This window comes from Brevibacillus sp. JNUCC-41, assembly GCF_014844095.1.
Lineage (GTDB): Bacteria > Bacillota > Bacilli > Bacillales > DSM-1321 > Peribacillus > Peribacillus aracenensis.
Map to the genome: position 1 here is coordinate 3,017,352 of NZ_CP062163.1, position 22,531 is coordinate 3,039,882.

Sequence of the window (22,531 nt, forward strand, 5' to 3'; positions counted from 1 at the left end):
ATGCGTCTTTAACTGACACCTCATTTACAATATGATGTAAATCATTTGTAATAAAACATTTGGGTATTTCAGTGTAATACGTCTTTAACTGACACCTCATTTACAATATGATGTGAATCACACGTAATGACTAACCCCTTCTTCCTTATTTATGATGACCACAAAGCAGGGAAAATATAATTAGTTATTTATGGAAATTCAGTCCCGGGAACACTCGACTATATAAAAGCAGGAGAATTTGATAAAATGGAAATAAGAACCTCTATATAGAAAGGATCGTTTATATGTCCTTATTGGAAATAAAGCAATTAGTGGGCGGATATACGAAAACGCCCGTTTTAAAGGGAATAAGTTTTGACATTCAACCAAATGAGCTAGTGGGGTTAATTGGGCTCAATGGGGCTGGGAAAAGTACGACAATTAAACATATCATCGGACTTATGGAGCCGAAAGGCGGAAGTGTCTCGATTCATGGAAAAACTCTTGCCCAGGACCCGGATACATATCGGAAACAATTCACTTATGTTCCAGAAACGCCAATCTTGTATGATGAGCTTACACTTGAGGAGCATTTAAAGCTTACGGCCATGGCACATGGTTTGGCGGAAGCCACATATAAGGAAAGGATGGGCGTTCTATTAAAGGAATTCCATATGGAAAAAAGGCTTAAATGGTTTCCGGCCCATTTCTCAAAAGGAATGAAGCAAAAGGTCATGATAATGTGCGCCTTTCTAGTACAGCCGTCATTATATATCGTCGACGAACCCTTCGTAGGTCTTGATCCATTAGGCATTCAATCCCTGCTCGATTTGATGAGGAAAATGAAAGAGAGCGGAGCGGGAATTTTAATGTCCACACACATACTGGCGACAGCCGAGAGGTATTGTGATTCTTTCATCATCCTGCATAATGGAGAGATTCGGGCAAAAGGCGATCTTGAGCAGCTTCGCAAACAATTTTCCATGCCGGGGGCAACTCTTGATGATTTGTATATTCAGTTGACGAAAGAAGAAATCGGTCATGAATAGTCAAAATCTCTGGAAGGAAAGATATTTAGGCTATATAAATGAAACGCAAAAATATCTGCGCTATATTTTTAATGGCCATCTAGTTTTTGTCATGGTATTGGTTCTTGGTGGTTTGGCCTATTATTACAGTGATTGGGTGAAGACATTGGACAGTGATTTCCCTGCTGAATTGATCATGGCCTTTGTTTTATCGATCATTGTGACCAGAAGCCCGATCAATACTTTTTTGAAAGAACCTGATACGGTATTCCTGCTTCCGCTTGAAACGAAGTTGCGTAGCTATTTCAAGAATTCACTGATATTAAGTTGGGTCATGCAGGGGTTCATTCTTCTGGTCGTCCTCATTGCATCCATTCCGATGTATTCGAAGGTCACGGGTGCAGGAGGTACTGACCTTGGAATCATCCTTGTCGTTTTGCTTATTTTGAAGTTCTTGAATTTAACCATGCGTTGGCAGGTGTTGAAATATCAGGATACATCAGTGAGCCATTGGGACTCTTTCATCCGCTTTTTACTTAACGGAGTGATTCTTTATTTCATCTGTTCGAGGGCAAATATACTGTTTGCACTTATAACATTTTTATTATTGTTAGGACTTTACATGTATTACCGAGGCGCAACCAAAGGATTTGTGCTTAAGTGGGAACGGCTGGTGGAGCTGGAAAACAAGAGGATGAATTCTTTCTATCGAATAGCAAACATGTTTACTGATGTTCCTCATTTGAAAGGAAAGGTAGCAAGAAGGAAATGGATGGACTGGCTATTATCATTCATTCCGTATGGCGAAAAATCAACGTATACCTATCTTTATGCCCGTACTCTGTTGCGATCGAATGATTATGTGGGACTTTGTTTTCGATTGACTATCATTGGGTCAGTGATTTTAAGTGTATTCACTAACATATGGGCACATTTGATTGTAACCTTCATGTTCCTATTCATGACAGCCCTGCAACTGCTGCCGGTATGGAAGGCTCATGAATGGAAGGTATGGGTCTCATTGTATCCATTGCCAGCAAAAATGAGAGAATCTGCAGTCATAAAGCTAATTTCTTATTTCTTATTATTTGAGGACCTTGTCTTCGGTTTGATCCTCCTAGTGAAAGGGGAATGGATGTCCGCTTTAGCCGCCTTGGCAATGGGGCTTGTTTTCTTGCTCGGTTTTAAAATTTATGCAGCCAAGAAAATTAAAAACTTTTAAACAGAAGCTGATTTTTTCATAAAATCAGCTTTTTCTTTTAAGAAATGAAAATTGAAACTAAAAGCCTCATATGTGGTATATACATATTTAACGGAGGTGTTAAATGATGGATGAATATGGACAAAAGGCATTATCGGAACTAATATCCTGGAAAAAGAAAGTAGCCAAGAAATCCGGCAAGCTTGAGCGGATGTCCAAAAAGGCGCAAATCAAAATGAATAGTTATATCCCAGACCGAGTGCACAAAATGATTACTGATAGTATTAAAGGGATGATTGAGGCCGTATTATCAGGTTCAAAATATATGTCTAAAGAAAAAAATGTAGTGCTTCTATCCTTACAGCAAAAAGAAGAATGGGTTGCGGAAACTGTAACGGCCTATCGGAAAACGGCCGTTATAGAAGGTGTGGGAACAGGAGCGGCAGGGCTTTTAATTGGATTGGCTGATTTCCCTTTACTGCTTAGCATCAAGATGAAGTTATTATTCGAAATATCCCGTATATATGGTTTTGATCCAAATAAATATGAGGAACGCCTGTTCATACTCCATATCTTTCAGATGGCATTTTCGAGTGAGGAAAAAAAACTGGAAACATTACGGGTAATAGAAGAATGGGAATCAGGGAAATGGCCGGAAATAGACTGGCAAGAATTTCAGCAGGAATATCGCGATCACATCGATGTCATCAAAATGTTCCAGCTAGTCCCAGGGTTTGGGGCAGCTGTCGGTGCATATGCCAACCATCATTTGTTGGAACAACTTGGGGAGACGGCTGTCAATTGTTACCGAATCAGACTTCTAAAAGAGTAAGGGACGGGGAGAACCCGTCCCTTACTCATTACCGTAATAAAGATTCATTCCCCTTTTGCGATGATTGTTTCTTATTGTGATAGGTTACAGCTGCAGTGCCTAATATCTTGGCTGCAATGAGCATCGCTTTTTCATCGATGTCAAACAAAGGATGATGATGCGGATATGTATGTTCATTTTTGGGCTTGGCCCCCGTAAAGAAGAATGTACCCTTCACATTTTGTAAATAATAAGAAAAATCTTCACCTGTCATATCCGGGTCAATTTCCTCTGTAAACAAAACTTCCTTGACGGATTCAGTGCTTTCGATGAGGAATTTAGTTTCCTCAACATGTGGAATAACAGCTGGATAACCCTGAAAGTATTGATATTCATAAGTGCAGTCGGCAGCTAGGCAGGTTCCTTTAACAACCCGCTCCATTTCTTCGCTTATGAATGAACGGACATCCTCCTTGAAAGTGCGGACGGTCCCGATTATTCTAGCCTTATCCGCAATGACGTTAAAGGCATTATCCGCTACAAAGGAACCGACGGTAATGACTGCAGAATCTATTGGGTTAAGGCGGCGGCTTACGATTTGCTGTAGGGCCATGACTAGCTGGGAGCCGACTACGATTGCATCACGGGTTTTATGCGGCTGGGCTCCATGTCCGCCCTGCCCTTGAATGGTGATTTCAAAACGGTCGGCAGCGGCCATAATGGGTCCATAAGCGTATTGGACTGTTCCGGTAGGGATCGTGGCCCATAAATGGGTGCCGAAAATTACATCCACTCCATCAAGGCAGCCAGCCTCAATCATCGGTTTGGCACCTCCTGGAGCATATTCTTCAGCATGCTGATGGATAAATATATATTCACCTTCGAGCTCATCCTTCAGATCATTCAGATTTTTTGCAAGGACAAGGAGTGCCGCTGTATGGCCATCGTGTCCACACGCATGCATTACCCCGGGTACGGAAGATTTATAGGGAACTTCTTTTTCATCCTGAATGGGCAGGGCGTCGAAATCAGCGCGCAAAGCTACGGTTTTACCAGGCTTATTGCCTGTAATCTTGGCAATAACACCATTACCGCCTACATTCGTCCGGTGTTCGATTTCAATTTTTTTATAATATCCAGCGATGAAGGAAGCCGTTTGGGTTTCTTGAAAAGAAAGCTCGGGATGTTGGTGGAGATAACGTCTGATGGAAACCATTTCTTCATATGAACCATCTAGAAGATTGTGTAATCGCTGTATCATTTTGCGCCTCCTAATGATTGGATTAATTGTAAATAGTATATCATATTCTGAAAGATCCAAAGTGAATTAAATACCTTGAGGAGATATATATCATGATTAAATATTCCTGGATTGCTATGGTTTTGATTTGCTTGCTACTGTTCTTTTTTTTGATGCAAGAAGTCCAGAGTGGGACGCCTTTAACGTTCGATACATATTTTACGAAACTTATTTCCGTAAGTGAGAATACTTTTTCGTTCACTTTCTTCAAGTCCATTATCTATCTTGGGAAATCCAAGTTCATTGGTTTTGGAAGCTTATTATGTGTTCTATATTTGTGGATAATAAAGAAGGATTATTGGACCATGGCCATCTTCTCGATCGGTATGGCCGGGGGTGATGTATTAAATGAGTGGATAAAAAATCATATTAAAAGAGTGCGCCCAGAAAATCATTTAATGGAGATAGCTGGCTTCAGTTTTCCAAGTGGCCACGCAATGGTGGGCCTTATTTTCTTCAGTATGGTTGCTTATTTAATCATGAAAGAAATTAAAGGGAACTCTTTGAAATGGGCAGTGGGAATCGGTTTCGTTAGTCTGATTCTGTTAATCGGGGTCAGCAGGATCGCTATGAAAGTCCATTTTCCAACTGATATCCTGGCAGGCTTTGCATTAGGAGCGGCATATATTTTAACATTGTTTAATTTGTATAAATACCTCGGGCCTAAAGTACTTTGAAAGAGTGATTCAGATAAAATAATTGTAAATACACGTTGCATTTCCCCGGAAATAAAGAAGGAATTTGTCGGAAGGTTATAGGTTCATATGATTTTTGGGCCGCCCAAATAACGCTCTGTATTACTATGAATTCAAAGAGGCCCATCCATGAGGATGGGCCTCTTATTGAGCAAGAATGGATTATTCTTCTGAATCCTTCACTAAAGTATACTGCGTTACATAAGGTTCACCTGAAAACATCTTCTGGCTGGAATTCGTAACGGGAGCTTTGGAGTCGCTGATATGCGCCTTCTGAAAGGAACTGGATTTCTTCCAGTGCAGGAAATCGGTTTGTTTCTCCCAAATCGTTAAGATTACATAAGTTTCAGAGTTGGTTGGCCGCAGTACACGAAGGGCGACGAAACCTGGTTCATTTTCAATGAATCCTGCCCTGTTTTTAAAACGATGTTCGAATACCGGTCTTCCTTCTTCACTGACCGGTATATTGTTCATGACCACATACCCATGATCCTGAAGGTTCCCTTTCCCATCAACTACTTCATACTTGCGTGGAGAGCTGAAGATCGTTTTACCTTCTGTTTCATGTAAAAGTACTGTAGTGTCAGGGTTTTGCATAAGTAATATATTTTCATTCGGATGCTTATCTTTTTTGCTTTTCAAAAAATTGAAACTGCCTGATGTAATGAATACATTCATAAATTCCCCTCCAATATCTATATAGTACCTGTATACCCATTTTACCCAATCAATAGTGCTTTTACCATTTTCAATCTAACCAATAGCCTTTGATACCGGTAAGATACTTATAAAAAAGTCGATTTTCTGACAAATAAATAGGTTGGCTATACTTCTATTATAGAAAAGGCTATAGTTTAAGGAGATTCGATTTGAAATTCAACATCCTTCTGATATTCTATGTAGGTAATGAATAAAAAATAGAAACGTGATTGCTTGAAAGGTGGATATTAATGTCTAAGGAAATTACGAATGATACATTTTTAAAAGCTGCAAGAGGAGAGAAAACTGATCATGTGCCTGTTTGGTATATGCGTCAGGCTGGCCGTTCACAGCCGGAATACCGTAAGTTGAAAGAGAAGTACTCCCTTTTTGAGATTACTCATCAGCCGGAATTATGCGCTTATGTGACTAGATTGCCAGTTGAACAATATGACGTAGACGCTGCGATTTTATATAAAGATATAATGACACCGCTACCAGCCATTGGTGTGGATGTTGAGATTAAGTCTGGAATCGGTCCAGTTATAGCCAATCCGGTCCAATCGGTGACAGATGTTGAAAAATTAGGTGAATTGAACCCAGAGAAAGATATCCCATATGTGTTGGACACGATTAAATTATTGACCACGGAGCAATTGTCCGTTCCTTTGATCGGTTTCTCCGGGGCACCGTTCACCATTGCTTCCTACATGATTGAAGGCGGCCCATCCAAAAACTACAATAAAACGAAAGCTTTCATGTATTCCGAGCCAAAGGCCTGGTTTGCATTAATGGATAAGCTAGCGGATATGATCATTGTATATGTCAAGTCACAAATTAAAGCCGGCGTTAGTGCCATCCAAATCTTTGATTCATGGGTAGGTGCTTTGAACGTTGAAGATTACCGCGTGTTCATCAAGCCGATCATGACTCGTATCTTTTCTTCATTGCGTGAAGAAAATGTACCGCTAATCATGTTCGGGGTCGGCGCAAGTCATTTGGCACTTGAGTGGAATGATCTTCCGATTGATGTAGTCGGGCTCGATTGGAGACTGCCAATTACAGAGGCAAGACAAATGGGAATACAGAAAACGGTACAAGGTAATCTTGATCCTGCCCTTCTTTTATCATCATGGGATGTTATAGAAGAAAGGACGAAAAGGATCCTGGATCAGGGCATGGAACAGGACGGCTACATCTTTAATCTTGGACATGGGGTTTTCCCTTCCGTAAATCCTGAAACACTGAAGAGGCTGACTGCTTTCATTCATGAATATTCATCAAAAATGAAGTAAGGTGAGCTAACCATTTGCTAAAATTCCTTAGTTGGATGCACAATAAAAGAACGAAATCTTTTAATGAGGTGTAATTTCATGTCAAGAAAAAAAATGGGCCTTTTAGTCATGGCTTATGGTACTCCATATACTGAATTGGATATTGAAAGATATTATACACATATTCGTCATGGGAGACGGCCAAGCGATGAATTGATTGCCGACCTAAAAGGCAGATATGAAGCGATTGGTGGATTATCCCCGCTTGCAAAAATAACGGAAGGACAAGCTGAAGCCCTTGAAAAGAAATTGAATTCTGTTCAGGAAGAAGTTGAATTCAAGGCTTATCTTGGACTGAAACATATTGAACCTTTTGTTGAAGACGCAGTGAAACAAATGCATGAAGATGGAATCAAAGAAGCGGTAAGTATAGTATTGGCCCCGCATTTTTCAACATTCAGCGTGAAGTCTTATAATGGACGTGCCCAGGATGAAGCCGCTAAATTGGGGGACCTGGCCATCACTTCCGTTGAAAGCTGGTATGATGAGCCGAAATTCATTCAATATTGGGTAGACCAAGTAAAAGAAGTAATCGGGAAAATGACCTCGGAAGAACGCGATAACTTCGCTTTGATTGTGTCGGCACATAGCCTCCCTGAAAAAATCCTGCAATCAGGGGATCCGTATCCAAATCAATTGAAAGAAACGGCAGACATGATTGCTGAAGGCGCAGGTGTTACCAATTATGCAGTAGGCTGGCAAAGCGCTGGACAAACACCTGAACCATGGTTGGGACCCGATGTACAGGATTTAACCAGAGATCTTCATCAAACAAAAGGCTATAAAGCTTTCATTTATATTCCTGTTGGCTTTGTTGCCGAGCACCTTGAAGTTCTTTATGATAACGATTATGAATGTAAGGTTGTGACGGAAGAGATTGGTGCAGGTTACTATAGGCCGGATATGCCCAATGTTAAACCTGAATTCATCGATGCTTTGGCCACGATCATTTTAAATAAATTACAGGAAAAATGATCAATCCATAGAGGAAATTGGTTTAACCATGCTTACAATGTGCACTACATATTTTCATATGAAATTGATAGGTGCCATACACCTGGAAAAGCGACGCTTTTTTACGTTACCTGAGTGATTTAAATAAATACCCTTTGAAAGAGTGGCTGTCCATTAATGAGGATGGCCATTTTTTCTCTAAAAAATATTGAAAAGACTGAATACTTTTGATATGATATCGTTGAACATAATGACTATTTTGTCCGTTTGGTCAGGAACGAGGTGGGAAATGTCTGTTGATCGTAAAAAATTAATTTTAGAAGCCGCGACCAAGTCGTTTTCACTTTTTGGATATAAGGCAACGACGATGGATCAAGTCGCTAAAATTGCCAATGTGGGAAAAGGGACCATTTATACCTTTTATAAAAATAAAGAAGAGCTGTTTAAAGAAATCGTTCAGCGGATGATAGAGGAAATGAAATATGAAGCGGAACAATCTTTGGATGACCAACTCTCCTTTTTTGAAAATCTGCATCGGGCCGTATATCGAATTCTGGAGTTCAGGCAGGAACATCAATTATCTTTAAAACTTCTTCAGGAAGAGCGGGATATTGGTACGCCGGCCGTTCAGGAAATGGTTAATGAAATGGAAGAAGCCATTGTATCCTACATTAAGGAAAAACTAAAAATAGCGATTGATAAGGGCTATATACAGCCTTGCGATCCAGAGATAACAGCTTTCCTGATGCTAAAGATGTACCTTGCGCTGATTTTTGATTGGGAAAGGAACCATACCCCATTAGAGAAAGAGGAAATTGCTGAACTATTTAAAATATACTTGTTCAAAGGATTATCCGTAAATTGATAATTCTATTTTTTTGCTGAAAGGAAATGAATCCCAATAAAAAGAAGAGATACCGCTCATCGGTATCTCTTCTTTTTATTGGGGATGTTTTTCAGCTGCGAAACTGAAGGTTATATAAATTCATCCTGCTATTTGGGAAGCGGATGGTGGAACACAAGAATACTACTCTCCAGAAAGGCAATGATCACAGTGGTTTCCATAACATTCGTGTTGTTCTTCGATTTTTTTTCCGCATTCCATGCATTGTTTCGGAGGCAGGTTTTTAAAGAACTCAACGCTACTTTGAATCATGAACATCATCTCCTGAATTATTTTATTATTCGCTTTTCTATGGTTTTATTGTATTATAACAGAATCTATATGTCAATGAATGTTTTATAACATAAGTAAAAAAGGTGAAATAAGGGCAAGAATAGTTTATATTAATGGGGAAGTCATTGAGAGAAAAAAAGGAGTGCCTAAGCATGAAAATCACCGTAATTGGCTGCTGGGGCGGTTATCCAGCTAAAAATGAGGCAAGTTCCGGCTATTTGCTTGAATATGAAGATTTTCGCATTCTGCTTGATTGTGGCAGCGGTGTTCTATCACAGCTGCAAAACCATATGAAGCCGGAGGATCTAGGTGCTGTTGTATTATCCCACTATCATCCGGATCATGTAGCGGATATTGGTGTCCTGCAGCACGCTGCGTTCATACAGCAGATATTGGGCAGCGAAAAAAGGACGATTCCCATTTATGGTCATGATTTGGACGAAGTCGAGTTTGGTAAGTTAACTTATAAAGACGTGACAAAGGGGATAGCCTACACTGCTGATCAGCCCTTAACCATTGGACCGTGTAAATTCACGTTCATGAAAACAAATCATCCAGTCCCATGTTTTGCAATGAGGATTGAAGCTGAAAATCATTCGATAGTTTACACAGGGGATAGTTCATATATGGATGAGCTGGCGGATTTCGCTAAAGATGCAAACGTTTTACTATGTGAAAGTAATTTTTACAGTGATATGGATGGTTCAAAGGCGGGGCATATGACGGCAAGAGAAGCGGGCATGCTAGCGGAAAAGGCTGACGTCCAGCTATTGCTGTTAACTCATCTCCCTCATTATGGGGATCTTGATCAACTGAAAAAAGAAGCATCCAAGGTATTCAAAAGGGAAATAGCTGTAGCTAAAACCAATCTCGAATTCCAACTATAAATGAAACATCAGTGATATGAAGTCTACAAGGAGGAACAACTGTGCTTTTTATTGATAATAAGGGAATTACCGATCCAAGAATTAACCTCGCCATCGAAGAATATGCGCTTAAACATTTAAATATAGATGAAACCTATCTTCTATTTTACATTAATTGTCCTTCAATCATCATAGGAAGAAATCAAAATACGATTGAGGAAATCAATGCCGATTATGTAGATGGAAATGGGATTACAGTTGTTCGCCGCCTTTCCGGGGGTGGAGCGGTTTATCATGACCTGGGGAATCTCAATTTCAGTTTCATCACGAGAGATGATGGGGATAGTTTCCATAATTTCAAAAAATTCACCCAGCCTGTAGTGGAAACGCTTGAGAAACTTGGAATACATGCTGAATTGAGCGGTCGTAACGATATCCTGGCTGAAGGAAAGAAAATCTCGGGAAATGCGATGTTTTCAACGAAGGGCAGAATGTTCAGTCATGGGACATTGCTGTTTCAATCAGAAATGGATCACATTGTATCCGCTTTAAAAGTGAAAAAAGATAAAATCGAGTCCAAAGGGATAAAATCAATAAGAAGCCGTGTCGGTAATATCGCTGATTTCTTAAAAGAACCGATGTCTGTTGAAGAGTTCCGTTCATTCCTCCTGCAAAATATTTTCAAAGATGGCGGAAAGGTTACAGAGTACGTTTTAACGGAGACGGATTGGGAGAAAATTCACAAAATCTCTGAAGAAAGGTATCAAAACTGGGAATGGAATTACGGAAAATCGCCTAAATTCAACATGCAAAACTCACATAGATTCCCTGTGGGGTCTGTTGATATCCGCCTTGAAGTGAACAGGGGAATCATTGAAAATTGTAAAATCTATGGCGATTTCTTCGGGGTCGGAGAGGTTGCGGATATTGAACAAAAGCTTACTGGAACACGTTATGATAAGGAAGCGATCAGCAGGGTACTAGATGAGACCGATGTTCGTCATTATTTTGGCAATGTAACGAAAGAAGAAATATTGGCACTAATATATTAAGCCACAAAAGCCGTCCCGACTTAATAGGACGGCTTTTGTGACTAATAATGACAGTAATTGCTTGAATATGGATAAAATTGTTGCTGTAATAGCTTTCTTTTAATATAATAAAAATGTATTTAGTTCACCATAAAAATGAATGAATATTCATTCATGCTATTTGCAGGGGAGGGAGAAAGTTGAATTTATCTGAACAGCTTCATCAAATGGCTATAAAAAAGGCGAATAAGCCAGCATATTACTTTATGGATCAATCCACTACATATGGGGAATTGGATAAAGCCGTTACGAAGTTCGCAGACGAATTACATAGGCTTGGTGTTTCAAAAGGTGATAACATTGCGCTGTTATTGGGCAACTCTCCACATTTCATCATTTCGTTGTATGGGGCTATGCGAGCAGGGGCAACCGTCATTCCCGTCAATCCAATTTACACACCTGACGAGATTGTTTATATCCTGAATAATGGCGATGTAAAGGTTGTTGTGGCATTAGATAAGCTTTTACCCTTACTAGAGAAAGTGAACCCGATCCTCTCAAGCGTAGAACAATATGTTATTTGTGAAACGCAGCAGGATAATGGGGATATTAGCGAATTTAATATCTATCCCAAAATGAAATCGTTTACAAAAATGATCGAATCGGGGGATGACGGTTTTAAAGGGCCAGAACTGGATCCTGAAGATACGGCAATCATACTCTATACTTCCGGAACAACGGGGAAACCAAAGGGGGCCATGCTCACACATACCAATATATTTTCCAATGCGCATGATATTGGTGAATATTTAAAAATCTCGGAAAGCGACCGCGTCATTACGACATTGCCAATGTTCCATGTTTTCAGTTTAACGGTAGTTGTGAATGCCCCATTGATAAGCGGAGGTACGCTTTTAATTGTTCCGCAATTCAGTCCAAAGGAAATATTCAGGCAAATCAAAAAATACGATGCGACCGTTTTTGCTGGAGTGCCTACGATGTATAACTTTCTTTTCCAATACCCGGATGCAAAAGAAGATGCTTTGAAGTCGTTGCGGATATGCATTTCGGGCGGATCCGCCATGCCAGTGTCCCTTCTTGAATCATTCGAGCGAAAATTTAATGTCAGGGTATCAGAAGGATATGGCTTATCAGAAGCTTCCCCTGTTACCTGCTTCAATCCTTTGGATCGTCCAAGGAAGTCGGGATCCATCGGTACCTCCATCCTTAGGGTGGAAAACAAAGTGGTCAATGAGCTTGGAGAAGAAGTGCCGATCAATGAGGTAGGAGAATTGGTTGTCAGAGGTCCGAATGTAATGAAGGGTTATTATAAAATGCCTGAAGAATCAGCTGCTGTCTTGAAAAATGGCTGGTTATATACAGGCGATTTAGCCAGGATGGATGATGAAGGCTATTTTTTCATTGTAGATCGTAAAAAGGAGCTTATCATCGTCGGTGGCTATAATGTCTATCCACGTGAAGTAGAGGAGGTTCTGTATGCCCATCCTGAAGTAGTTGAGGCAGCAGCCATAGGCGTTCCTGATCCCAATCAAGGGGAAGTGGTTAAATGCTTTGTCGTAAAGAAAAACAATGCATTGACGGAGGAAGAACTGCTTGCTTATTGCATGGAACACTTGGCCAAATATAAGGTACCGGCAAAAATCGAGTTTTTGGATGAACTTCCTAAAAATGCGACTGGTAAAATATTACGCCGGTCCTTGAAAAACCATGTACTGCAAAACTGAATATTCATTGACCATCAGGGATCATTGCCTATAACCGGCATGGTCCTTATTTTGTACAACCAAAGTGTAGCAGGCTGCATAAAATATATTGGAGAATCTTAAAACCTTGATTCTTGTTTCGAAAAGAGTTATGATTGTCATTAAAAATTTCCACATAATTGTAAGGAGGGGTTAGATGAGAGATGTAAAGCTTTTGGATATTTTTACGCATCCCATTGCTCAAAAATACTTGAACCGTTCAGGCCTGGCACATGCAATTGCAGTAGCATACCATGCGTTTCACTTGGCAAACGAATATAATGTCGACCCTGATATTGCTGCTAAAGCTGGACTTTTGCATGATATGGGGCATTTCACCTGGTATCGCAATGGTAAATGGGATTATGATTTGTATAAACAAAATGATATTCACCCAATCAAAGGTGCAGAACGAGCACATAAACTGTTAATCCGCTTGGGAGAAAACCCGATAAAGGCAAAGACCATTTCCCTCGCCATTTTATTTCACACCGATTCGTTCTTACCTTCAAATGATATTATTCGTACACCGCTTCAGCAAGTCGTCAAATGGGCCGACGAAAAAGATGAAGAAGAAGGTGGAAAACACCATTATCGCAAAATTGATTTTCCCCGGGCAAAGGAGAGCATCATGAAACTTGATACGCTCATAGATGAGGAACAAAGAAAAAGGCTATCATCCTGAAGGTAAACGGGTGATAGCCTTTTTACTGTCAGGAGGTACACTTTTTAAGCATATTACAGTTTAAATTTGTTATCAGGTGAATTAATGATGTAAAGTATAGACCAATAGAACTATTCGCGGCGGCAATTTTAAAAAGTTATCGGATTAATAACAAATAATGAAAGTTATAGGTGATGTTATGAAGTCGATTAAGCTATTGATATATGGTGGTCAGGGAGGAATTGAGGAATTCATCGAAAAAGAAGAAGACATTAAGGCCATAGGGGTGACTGGAAATGAAATGGACCTTCTTGATTTTAATCACACATCATCAGTCATGCCAGATGTCATTCTTATTGATGCCCGGTCATCAGGGAAGTATGGACAGGAAGTCATGCCAATCTTAAAGGTAAAATATCCATCCACTCCTTTCATCATTTTTACTGCCTATTCAGAAGTTCATTATCTTATCGAAGCGATATGCCATGGTGCAGCGGGTTATGTGTTACAGGATGGCGGAATGAAACAGGTGCTGTCGGCAATCCGTCAATGTACCAACGGTCAGATAGTTTATCCTGCCTCATTTAAATCAATTTTAATGAAGAAGCTGCAGCAGGATGCTGAAAGATCACCAGTAACTTTGGATAAGGCAATCGAAAAATTGGGGGCCTTTTCTAAACGCGAGTATGAACTGCTTATCCTGCTGACCCAAGGTGAAACAAATCAGCAAATCTCAAAAAAACTTTTTCTATCCGTCGGCACGGTAAAAAACTATATAAGCCGCATTTACAGAAAACTGAATGTTAATAATCGACCGGAGCTTATGGCACTTTTGCATAGTCTTCAAAAAAACGGGATAAGGGATGACTACTCATGCCCGCCGTTCCATTAGTCGGCTTCGTGACGAATTCACATTCCAAAAAATTTGAGGAAACGAACTACATCAAATCAATTAGGTGGCGGCAAAGGGATTAATTCACCGTTGCCTTAAACCTCCCGGCCCTCCGGTTTTTTTAAAAATTTCTCTGCATATTCATTATTTGACCTCCTCGTATGTCCATACTATCCCGGAAGTGCATTTTTGCCTGAAGGAGTATTCAGTTAATTCATAAGGTTGATAATGAGATTGAAAGGAATAAATAATATAGAAGGGAAATGGGGTTCTAACCTGTCCATTTTGGATTAAACTATTAAGAGGGAGATTCGTTTAAGGAGGGGCAACATGGTTAGAAAATGGGCTGGAAGAGCGATTCTGTTATATATCCTTTATGCAGCGGTAATGTATTGGTATATTTTTTATGGAGCTGATACCTCGATTCCCGAAGCTTTGCGTGGAACTGCAGCAGATCCTGCAACATTCCTTAATGCAAGGGAACTAAAGCTTAGCGAAGAGTATTCAGGACTGCGGAATTTTATTTTTTTCGTATCCACGCCATATGAATGGCTGCTGTATTTCTTCATTTTATTATTCGGTTTTTCAAAAGCATTTGAAAAGTCTTCAATGGCAGTCTCGAGGTGGAAAGCGGTCAGAACGGGCATCTACTTATTCTGGCTTTCCGTTATTTCTTACCTGGCACTGTTTCCGATCAGTTTCATTGGATACCGGATGAGCAGGAGTTACCATATAAGTACACAAAGTTTCACTTCGTGGATGAAGGATGGAGTCATCGAATTCTGGGTGAATTTCGGGATGATGTTCATCATCGTGTCCGTTTTGTATTGGTTAATGAAGAAAAGTGTGAAGAAGTGGTGGCTCTATGCTTGGATGTTGTCCATTCCATTTACCTTGTTCCTGATGTTTGTACAGCCTGTATTGATTGATCCGCTATATAATGAATTCTATCCGCTTAAAAATAAAGAGCTGGAAACGGAGATATTGGCACTTGCCTCACAGGCTGAAATTCCTGCTGAACACGTGTATGAAGTAAATATGGCGGAAAAGACAAATGCCTTGAATGCATACGTGACCGGAATAGGTTCCAACTCAAGAATAGTCCTTTGGGATACGACCCTGATTAAACTGAAGGAAGATGAAATCCTTTTTATCATGGCACATGAAATGGCTCATTATGTGGAAAAGCATATTTATATAGGGATTGCAGGTTATTTAGGACTGACTTTAATCGGTTTGTGGCTGACATCGAAAATCATGAATTTTATCATTAGACGCTGGGGCCACCTGTTAAAGGTTCGTTCTATTGACAGCATTTCTTCTCTTCCTTTATTTCTTTTAATAACGTCTGTGCTGCTCTTTGCTTCGAGTCCGCTGTCCAATTATGTTTCAAGATATCAAGAAACAAGGGCTGATCGTTATGCAATAGAAATGACCGGGGATAAAGAATCAGCAATCACGACGTTTCAGGAACTCACGAGGTCGGGTTTAAGTCAAGTCAACCCACCATTCCTGGTTAAATGGCTGCGGTATTCCCATCCAACCATGCTCGAGCGGATTTCAACGGTTGAAAATACAGATACAAAAGGTGATTGAAAGCCAGCTGAAAACCAGCTGGCTTTTTTCTTCTATATCGGAATAAAGTAAGTTTGTATGTTGTTTTCAGAAAAAACTATTATTTTTTAAAATCTAAGGTTCTCTACTATAATAAATTAAATTCCCAGTTCGTTTTAAGGAGATCGGATATGTATAATGTACTTTTGATCACTATGGGCTCAGTCCTTGTTGCAGTAGCCTATAACTTATTTTTGATACCTCATTTAATTTTAAGCAGCGGACTTAGTGGACTTGCGATTATGTTCGGAATCATCACCCCGGTCAACACAGGGATATTGAATTTTCTGTTGAACCTGCCATTGCTGATTCTTGGATACTTGAAATTAGGGAGACGTTTTATCACTTATACGATATTATCAGTTGTCGTGATATCCGTCAGTTTATACCTCATTCCGGTTCACGGAATATCCACTGATCCGATTTTGTCTTCTTTATTTGGCGGAATCATATCGGGATTTGGTATAGGCATCATCTTTCGCGCTTCAGGTTCTTCAGGAGGTTTTGATATCATTGCCATGCTATTGGCAAAGAAGAGCGACTTTCCACTTGGTACATTGCTTTCGGTGATGAACGCAGTTGTGGTGGTTATCTCAGGCTTCATCTTTGGTTGGGATGCCGCATTATATACGCTGATTTCCATTTATGCAGCAGGAAAGGTGATCGATACGATCCATTCCAATCACATTAAATTAACTTTGATGATCGTTACCAAAAAGAGTGACGAAATGAAAACCAAGCTCCTGACCAACCTTTATCGTGGGATTACAGTCATGGATGGTGAAGGTGCATATTCAGGAGAAAAGAGTAAAGTAATGATGACAGTCATAACACGTTATCAGTTAACCGATGTAAAAACGATGATAAAAGAAGTGGATCCGAATGCTTTTGTCAATATAACCGAAACAGCCGAGGTCATGGGGATGTTTCATAAAGAGTGATGATAATTAGAAAAGCCTCCCGATATGGGAGGCTTTTTTGATCATTAGGCTTTTTTTATTCATGCATTTTAATTGCCAAACTGTTTTAGTAAAACGTTCATTTCAGAACTTAGTTTTAAGAATAAAGGTTTGTTTTTCGTATCCAAGGCTTCATCGATCTTTTTTGCAAGGATATTCTTTTTGGTAGTAAGGACGGCTTCCTGAATAATCATATCAATTAACATTTCCTGAACCACGGCATCGTTTTTCATTTCGCTCATTGATAAGGACTTTACTGACTCTGAATAAGATTTTTCATTTTTCAAAGTTACCACCCCTGACCCTTTTTATTATTATATGGATTTGAGTGGATAAAATCAACTGAAAATTTTAAAAATTTAAACATTAATAGAGAATGTGTCGTTTAGATGACGAAAAAGCCACTATATAAAAGAATTCTTAATTTTTTGTGAACTTCCTTTTTATGTTTAAAGGTTGTGCTATTATAGTGAGGAATTTAACATACATTTACTATCCCCCTTCACTCTTCTTGGACAATGGGGAATGGAAGGGTACAAGCAATCAAGGGTATAAGCTTCGAAAAAGTAAAAGCGGTGTTTAGCAATGAGGAAGAGGTGGATTAAAATGAAGGAAAATAATCAGGGAATTATTGAGGAATTTGAAATTACGCCACATACACTAATGGTTTCACCAATCAATTACGGCAGTAAAATATATTCCCGTATCATTGAAATGGAGGACGAGTTCATCTCCCCGTTTAAACCCATGGAAATAATAAAGAAAAGCTGTGAGTTCTTCGGTTCAAGTTATGAAGGACGCAAGAAAGGCACGAAACAGCTCATAAACATCACACATAAAGCACCGATCGCGATTGATCCGACCAGTTCGATTTTCTTCTTTCCGACTACATCTCCGTTGCGTCCTCAATGCATCTGGCTATCACATGAGCATGTGGCAACCTATGATCGCCTGGATTCCAAACATACAACCATCACATTCAGGAATAGACAAACCATCGATATAGCAGTATCATGCAGCTCTTTCGAAAACCAGCTGCACCGGACATCTTTTTTAAAAACGAAATTGATCCAGAGAATTGAGGAGACAAAGAGGAAATCCTTCTATCTGTTTTCCGATCCAAATGGGGCAAAGCCTTCAGAGGTTATGTCAAAGTATGTACCGCGTTAGAGGGGTTTCATGTAAACGGGATTCATTCAAAATTAAAGCAAGCCCTTCTTATTAAAGAAGGGCCCCTGAATTAATCCTCAAATAATTCATCCATTAAATCGTCAATCTCTTTTCTTAACTGCTTAGTGCCTTCTTTGGAAATGGTGATCGTATTACCATCGATAATCAGCATATCTCCTACTTTTGCTCCTTTGGGAAGAGCGCTTTTAGGAAAATCCTTCATGTCGCCGCCATCGATTTCAACGACAGCGATCTTTCCCTCGAAGCGATCGATAATTCCTTGTATCATTTATTTCACCGTCTTTACAGTAATTTTCTGACCTGTAGAAGTAAAAATAATGTTACCTGATTTATCTGTGCGATAAGTTTTGGCTTTCACTGAATTCAACCGTTTTACAACAGTAGAAGTAGGGTGCCCATATCCATTTTTCCCTACACTGATTACAGCGTATTTCGGTTTTGCTTTGTTAATGAAAGCTGAACTTGTTGATGTTTTTGCACCATGATGGCCGACTTTGAGTACATCCACACTTGGTACCAGTTTTTTAGCCAGCATATCTGACTCTGCTTTTACTTCGGCATCACCTGTAAACAAGAACGTTTTTTTGCCGTGTTTAAGTAAAAGGACTGCACTCCAATTATTTAAGTCAGACTTAGCATATTCTTTAACAGGTGCAATGAATTTAAGGGAATTATCCTTAGCTTTAGTGTTGATTTCCACGCCAGTCTGCGCTTTTTTTATTGTAAGCTTCTTCTGCTTAACAGCTGTTAAAAAGTCTTTGTATGCTTGGGTAGTATGAGAAACTTTAGGGGCATACACAGATTTAACATTAAGCGATTTAATCACATAAGCCAGACCGCCCACATGATCCGCATCTGGGTGAGTGGATACTACTGCATTAAGTGTTTTTACCTTTTGTTTTTTTAGGTAGGCTACAACTTCGTCGCCCTTTCCTTTACCGCCGCCATCGATTAAAACGTTTTCGTTACCTGTTTGAATAAGGATTGAATCCCCTTGTCCTACGTTGATGAAATGTACCTTCACATTTGAGGCTGCCTCGGTTGTTTTAAGTCCAGTGAATAAAGACAAAACAAGAACAGCGACCAGTAGAATATTTATTTTCTTCATTTTTTCCCCTCCAAATAATAATTTACCATGTTTAACCGGGAAAATGGGGATTTGGGCATAATTTTCTTGGTGATAAAAAAAGGGAGATGGGCGTCTGGATCATGGTTAGGTGAAATGGGACTAGGTATTTATATCTAAGTGATAAAGCTATTAATTCACAGGTGAAAATCATTGGAAAATCTATTACTCCCAGAATTTTATAAGAAGAATGTTGAAAGTAATATAGAAAGTTAGGATTACCAACAAAATATTTTATTACAGAGAATGTTGCTGAGTTTGTCCACTGTTTTTTAAGGTTTGTACAATTTAAATGTTGATTTCCCCTCCAGGCACTCGCTTTCCACGGGCGGTCCGGGAGCCTCCTCTGCGTGTTTGCGTTTGCGGGGTTTCCCTGGGACACGCTTTTCCCGCAGGAGTCTCGTACCTTTCGTTCCAATCAACTTTGTTTTAAAATTTAGATACAAACCCTTTTGGATACAAATTAAACCATGCAAATAAAACATTGCATGGTTTTTATGAGAAATAAGGGATTGGGGAAATTTTTTTACGATTAAACAATGGGGGTATAAGTTTGTGGATGATTATTTCTTAATACAAAATATAATAGACACCCACGATGCAACAACAATTTTGTTCAATATTTCACAAACTATTCGCGAAAGGTTCTTATTTTTTTCTGAAAGTTCTTTTTTGATTTATACGTTTTATATCAAGAGATCGTTACTAGTAGATATAGGTATGGATATGCAATTAACAATCTTTTGCAAAAAACGTTATACGGACTCTAAAATGATAGTGTTGGCGAATGGTTATAATAGGCGTATTGGTGATTAAAATGACTAATTATGAACAGACGAGCCCGACCGGCCTATTATTCGTTAAGGAATGTGTCCTTAGAAATCGTTTAGTGCAAATCGTGAGTGATGTGATACACGGCGGGTAATGAAATTGGTTACTTTAGCATTGATTTTGTCCAAGCACCTCTTTCAATATAACTGTTTTCCTAACTTTCTCATCAATATGGGGAGTGCTCTTGGTTTGATGAGGGTGGAAATACCACTCCTACCTTTGCCAAGTAACATGTAAATAACTTTGATTTAAAGGTTCTCAAAACTAAAATGTTAAGGATATATGCACTTTGATTACATAGGTTATCCCTTGATAGAAAAACGATATTTCATGGCGCTAATGTTTGAACTAGCCAATTATATTTTGATTATGGAATATTCACAGGTGAATGTTACTTACAAAGAAGGGCCTCTGTATCCTTCATGAAATGCTCCAAACACCCATATTTAACAAACATATATAGTGGCGATGCCTGTAACTTGCTAATTCCTTGAACGGTGTTTTTTTTCGAAAAAGTAAGAACATAACAACTCTTCGGTTTTGTTGCGTAGGCGGGGATTGAAATAATTATGATGTTCCTCGTATCCTTTATATAAAAAACAATACATCGTGAAGGATTCATCGCGTTTGATTTCACTAACCTTAATATTCTCCTTGCGCAAATATCGCCTTACCTCGGCGAGTTCGTCTTGAACCACTTTTAAAATATGTTCGACTAGCTCCGAATAGGGCCTTTTTAATTTAAATGGACTAATTTCGATGACCTTGAGATCCCGGTTTAAGACTGTTATAACCATAGGGAGGTAGATGGCTTTTTCAATCATATTACGGTCATCTTCTGGAATGCGGGTCATCATGACCGCTCCTTTCTAATAGCACGGCTTTTAATATTAGTATGTATACCATGCAGAAAAAAGAACATTTGTTCTGTTTTTTTATCCTAATGTATTTTCAGTGTATATGCAAGCGTTTTTGATAAATCTAGAAATATTCGTTAACAAGATTATGTTTTCCGGAGTTAGGGAAAGTATGAAGGTATATGGGTAATAATTCTTGCAATTTCAGGGGAAAGTGATATATCTAAAATAAACAGTTTTTAATAAGTTTATGCTGCTTTGATAGCAGCATGTCGAGGGAGATAATTATGGATTTGGTTACTATACGCGAGTGGTTTACACTTGATCATATATCTGCACTTATTCAGCAATATCGCTCATTCGGTCCAATTCCTGGGATCTTACTGCCGATGCTGGAAGCTTTTTTGCCCTTTTTGCCTTTAGTGGTGTTCGTGCTAGCTAACGCAACGGCTTTTGGTCTCTGGTGGGGGTTTTTATTTTCTTGGATTGGGGCGGTAGCGGGCTCTTATTTGATCTTTTGGATTATTAGAAGATATGGTCAAATGAGATTTTTCCGATTTTTGCAAAAGCATAAACAGGTGCAGAGGTTGATGGTTTGGGTGGAAAGTCATGGATTCGGTCCTTTGTTCATATTGCTCTGCTTCCCTTTTACACCTTCAGCCATCGTTAATATCGTGGCAGGACTTTCAAAAGTCAGTCCCTTGCAATATGGACTTGCAGTAGTGGGAGGGAAAGCGGTGATGATCTTTACGATCAGCTTCGTAGGTTACGATCTAGTATCCTTAATTCATAAACCTGTGCGTACGATCATTATCGGGATCGTCATCTTTATCCTATGGTATGTGGGGAAAAGACTTGAAGTCCGATTAAATAAAAGCATGAAGAGGGAAGAAGGACAATAAATTAGTATATAAATGCAGTAGGGGTTGAACTAGATGGAAAAAACAAACAAGAATTCTTTATCCGATTGGATAAAACCAGCGATGATAGCTTTTGTTATTTACATCTTGATCCGTACATTTCTCTTTTCAAGCTATGATGTTGAAGGGAAGTCGATGCAGCCGACCCTAGAAGATGGAAATAAACTTGTCGTGAATAAAATCAATTACCATATTCATGATATCAACCGTTTTGACATTATTGTTTTTCATGCGAACTCACAAGAAGATTATGTTAAGCGAGTTATAGGGGTTGCAGGTGACCAAATTCGTTATAAAGATGATTGGCTATACGTAAATGGTGAGAAAGTGGATGAGCCTTATCTTCAGAAATTCAAGGAAGGTTTCCCGGGACAGGATTTTACGGGTGATTTTACATTAAAAGAATTGACGGATGTGACCAAAGTTCCCGAGGGCAAGCTTTTTGTCATGGGTGATAATCGTCTTGAAAGTGCTGACAGCCGTCACTTTGGTTATATACCGGTTGAAAATGTTGTCGGTAAAGTGGATGTTCGATATTGGCCGGTGAAAGAATTCAATTATAAATTTACAGGTGAATGATCGTGGAAGCCCAAAAATTATGTGGGCTTTTTCTTTTGGGGAAAAACGCGAACGTACGAT

General features: G+C 39.3%; 24 protein-coding genes. 17 read left to right on the forward strand and 7 right to left on the reverse strand.

All coding sequences use genetic code 11. From position 1 onward, the window contains the following. The first annotated feature begins 284 nt into the window (after positions 1-284). The 3 genes from JNUCC41_RS14675 (at position 285) to JNUCC41_RS14685 (ending at position 3,040) form a co-directional block, all read left to right on the forward strand. Positions 285-1,028: an ABC transporter ATP-binding protein gene (locus JNUCC41_RS14675; protein ID WP_192203642.1), complete on the forward strand. Its 744-nt coding sequence runs from the start codon at positions 285-287 to the stop codon at positions 1,026-1,028. After that, positions 1,021-2,229 (forward strand): ABC transporter permease, encoded by a 1,209-nt coding sequence (locus tag JNUCC41_RS14680; protein WP_192203643.1) that lies wholly within the window; start codon positions 1,021-1,023, stop codon positions 2,227-2,229. Before JNUCC41_RS14675 ends, JNUCC41_RS14680 begins: the two co-directional genes overlap by 8 nt. Before the next feature lie 103 nt (positions 2,230-2,332). Continuing rightward, positions 2,333-3,040, forward strand: a complete 708-nt coding sequence (locus JNUCC41_RS14685) for an EcsC family protein (RefSeq protein ID WP_342615246.1) — start codon at positions 2,333-2,335, stop codon at positions 3,038-3,040. 28 nt (positions 3,041-3,068) lie between these two features. Here JNUCC41_RS14685 and JNUCC41_RS14690 read toward each other — a convergent pair whose 3' ends face one another. Next, on the reverse strand, positions 3,069-4,280 hold the full coding sequence (locus tag JNUCC41_RS14690) for a M20 family metallopeptidase (RefSeq protein ID WP_192203644.1): 1,212 nt from the start codon (positions 4,278-4,280) through the stop codon (positions 3,069-3,071). 92 nt (positions 4,281-4,372) lie between these two features. On the opposite strand from JNUCC41_RS14690, the gene JNUCC41_RS14695 reads away from it, so the two are divergent. After that, a complete protein-coding gene (locus JNUCC41_RS14695; RefSeq protein ID WP_192203645.1) occupies positions 4,373-4,996 on the forward strand; it encodes a phosphatase PAP2 family protein in 624 nt (207 codons plus the stop codon). 180 nt (positions 4,997-5,176) lie between these two features. Here JNUCC41_RS14695 and JNUCC41_RS14700 read toward each other — a convergent pair whose 3' ends face one another. Further along, a complete protein-coding gene (locus tag JNUCC41_RS14700; protein WP_192203646.1) occupies positions 5,177-5,692 on the reverse strand; it encodes an antibiotic biosynthesis monooxygenase family protein in 516 nt (171 codons plus the stop codon). Between the two features lie 272 nt (positions 5,693-5,964). Between JNUCC41_RS14700 and hemE the strand changes: the two genes are divergently transcribed. The 3 genes from hemE to JNUCC41_RS14715 all read left to right on the forward strand — a co-directional run bounded on the left by hemE (position 5,965) and on the right by JNUCC41_RS14715 (position 8,866). Beyond that, the gene (gene hemE, locus JNUCC41_RS14705; protein WP_192203647.1) at positions 5,965-7,008 is read left to right on the forward strand and encodes a uroporphyrinogen decarboxylase; all 1,044 of its coding nucleotides are present in this window, start codon (positions 5,965-5,967) and stop codon (positions 7,006-7,008) included. Between the two features lie 78 nt (positions 7,009-7,086). Then, the gene (gene hemH / locus JNUCC41_RS14710; RefSeq protein WP_192203648.1) at positions 7,087-8,022 is read left to right on the forward strand and encodes a ferrochelatase; all 936 of its coding nucleotides are present in this window, start codon (positions 7,087-7,089) and stop codon (positions 8,020-8,022) included. Positions 8,023-8,290: 268 nt separating this feature from the next. Beyond that, entirely contained in the window at positions 8,291-8,866 is a 576-nt protein-coding gene (locus tag JNUCC41_RS14715) for a TetR/AcrR family transcriptional regulator (protein ID WP_192203649.1), read from the forward strand. 162 nt (positions 8,867-9,028) lie between these two features. Here JNUCC41_RS14715 and yhfH read toward each other — a convergent pair whose 3' ends face one another. Continuing rightward, positions 9,029-9,157, reverse strand: a complete 129-nt coding sequence (gene yhfH / locus JNUCC41_RS14720) for a protein YhfH (protein ID WP_076367255.1) — start codon at positions 9,155-9,157, stop codon at positions 9,029-9,031. A 173-nt stretch (positions 9,158-9,330) separates the two neighbouring features. On the opposite strand from yhfH, the gene JNUCC41_RS14725 reads away from it, so the two are divergent. The 7 genes from JNUCC41_RS14725 to JNUCC41_RS14755 all read left to right on the forward strand — a co-directional run bounded on the left by JNUCC41_RS14725 (position 9,331) and on the right by JNUCC41_RS14755 (position 16,949). Continuing rightward, the gene (locus JNUCC41_RS14725; protein ID WP_192203650.1) at positions 9,331-10,065 is read left to right on the forward strand and encodes an MBL fold metallo-hydrolase; all 735 of its coding nucleotides are present in this window, start codon (positions 9,331-9,333) and stop codon (positions 10,063-10,065) included. Between the two features lie 41 nt (positions 10,066-10,106). Continuing rightward, positions 10,107-11,096, forward strand: a complete 990-nt coding sequence (locus tag JNUCC41_RS14730; RefSeq protein WP_192203651.1) for a lipoate--protein ligase — start codon at positions 10,107-10,109, stop codon at positions 11,094-11,096. Between the two features lie 179 nt (positions 11,097-11,275). Further along, a complete protein-coding gene (locus JNUCC41_RS14735; protein WP_192203652.1) occupies positions 11,276-12,820 on the forward strand; it encodes a fatty acid--CoA ligase family protein in 1,545 nt (514 codons plus the stop codon). A 175-nt stretch (positions 12,821-12,995) separates the two neighbouring features. Next, positions 12,996-13,523 (forward strand): HD domain-containing protein, encoded by a 528-nt coding sequence (locus JNUCC41_RS14740; RefSeq protein WP_034314654.1) that lies wholly within the window; start codon positions 12,996-12,998, stop codon positions 13,521-13,523. A gap of 178 nt (positions 13,524-13,701) precedes the next feature. Beyond that, entirely contained in the window at positions 13,702-14,394 is a 693-nt protein-coding gene (locus JNUCC41_RS14745; RefSeq protein WP_192203653.1) for a LuxR C-terminal-related transcriptional regulator, read from the forward strand. 330 nt (positions 14,395-14,724) lie between these two features. Then, positions 14,725-15,990, forward strand: coding sequence for a M48 family metallopeptidase (locus tag JNUCC41_RS14750; RefSeq protein ID WP_192203654.1), 1,266 nt, complete (start codon positions 14,725-14,727; stop codon positions 15,988-15,990). 149 nt (positions 15,991-16,139) lie between these two features. After that, positions 16,140-16,949: a YitT family protein gene (locus JNUCC41_RS14755; RefSeq protein WP_098371346.1), complete on the forward strand. Its 810-nt coding sequence runs from the start codon at positions 16,140-16,142 to the stop codon at positions 16,947-16,949. Positions 16,950-17,017: 68 nt separating this feature from the next. Here the strand turns inward: JNUCC41_RS14755 and JNUCC41_RS14760 are convergent, their stop codons facing one another. Further along, positions 17,018-17,254 (reverse strand): IDEAL domain-containing protein, encoded by a 237-nt coding sequence (locus JNUCC41_RS14760; protein ID WP_192203655.1) that lies wholly within the window; start codon positions 17,252-17,254, stop codon positions 17,018-17,020. A gap of 319 nt (positions 17,255-17,573) precedes the next feature. On the opposite strand from JNUCC41_RS14760, the gene JNUCC41_RS14765 reads away from it, so the two are divergent. Further along, positions 17,574-18,137, forward strand: coding sequence for a competence protein ComK (locus JNUCC41_RS14765; protein WP_192203656.1), 564 nt, complete (start codon positions 17,574-17,576; stop codon positions 18,135-18,137). Between the two features lie 70 nt (positions 18,138-18,207). Here the strand turns inward: JNUCC41_RS14765 and JNUCC41_RS14770 are convergent, their stop codons facing one another. The 3 genes from JNUCC41_RS14770 to JNUCC41_RS14780 all read right to left on the reverse strand — a co-directional run bounded on the left by JNUCC41_RS14770 (position 18,208) and on the right by JNUCC41_RS14780 (position 20,969). After that, positions 18,208-18,426, reverse strand: coding sequence for a DUF3006 domain-containing protein (locus JNUCC41_RS14770; protein ID WP_192203657.1), 219 nt, complete (start codon positions 18,424-18,426; stop codon positions 18,208-18,210). Beyond that, on the reverse strand, positions 18,427-19,266 hold the full coding sequence (locus JNUCC41_RS14775) for a ComEC/Rec2 family competence protein (protein ID WP_192203658.1): 840 nt from the start codon (positions 19,264-19,266) through the stop codon (positions 18,427-18,429). Positions 19,267-20,597: 1,331 nt separating this feature from the next. Continuing rightward, a complete protein-coding gene (locus tag JNUCC41_RS14780; protein WP_192203659.1) occupies positions 20,598-20,969 on the reverse strand; it encodes a YhjD family protein in 372 nt (123 codons plus the stop codon). Positions 20,970-21,259: 290 nt separating this feature from the next. On the opposite strand from JNUCC41_RS14780, the gene JNUCC41_RS14785 reads away from it, so the two are divergent. Together JNUCC41_RS14785 and lepB are read left to right on the forward strand one after the other, a co-directional pair. Further along, on the forward strand, positions 21,260-21,874 hold the full coding sequence (locus JNUCC41_RS14785) for a TVP38/TMEM64 family protein (RefSeq protein ID WP_192203660.1): 615 nt from the start codon (positions 21,260-21,262) through the stop codon (positions 21,872-21,874). 33 nt (positions 21,875-21,907) lie between these two features. Next, on the forward strand, positions 21,908-22,471 hold the full coding sequence (lepB, locus tag JNUCC41_RS14790; RefSeq protein ID WP_192203661.1) for a signal peptidase I: 564 nt from the start codon (positions 21,908-21,910) through the stop codon (positions 22,469-22,471). The last annotated feature ends 60 nt before the right edge of the window (positions 22,472-22,531 follow it).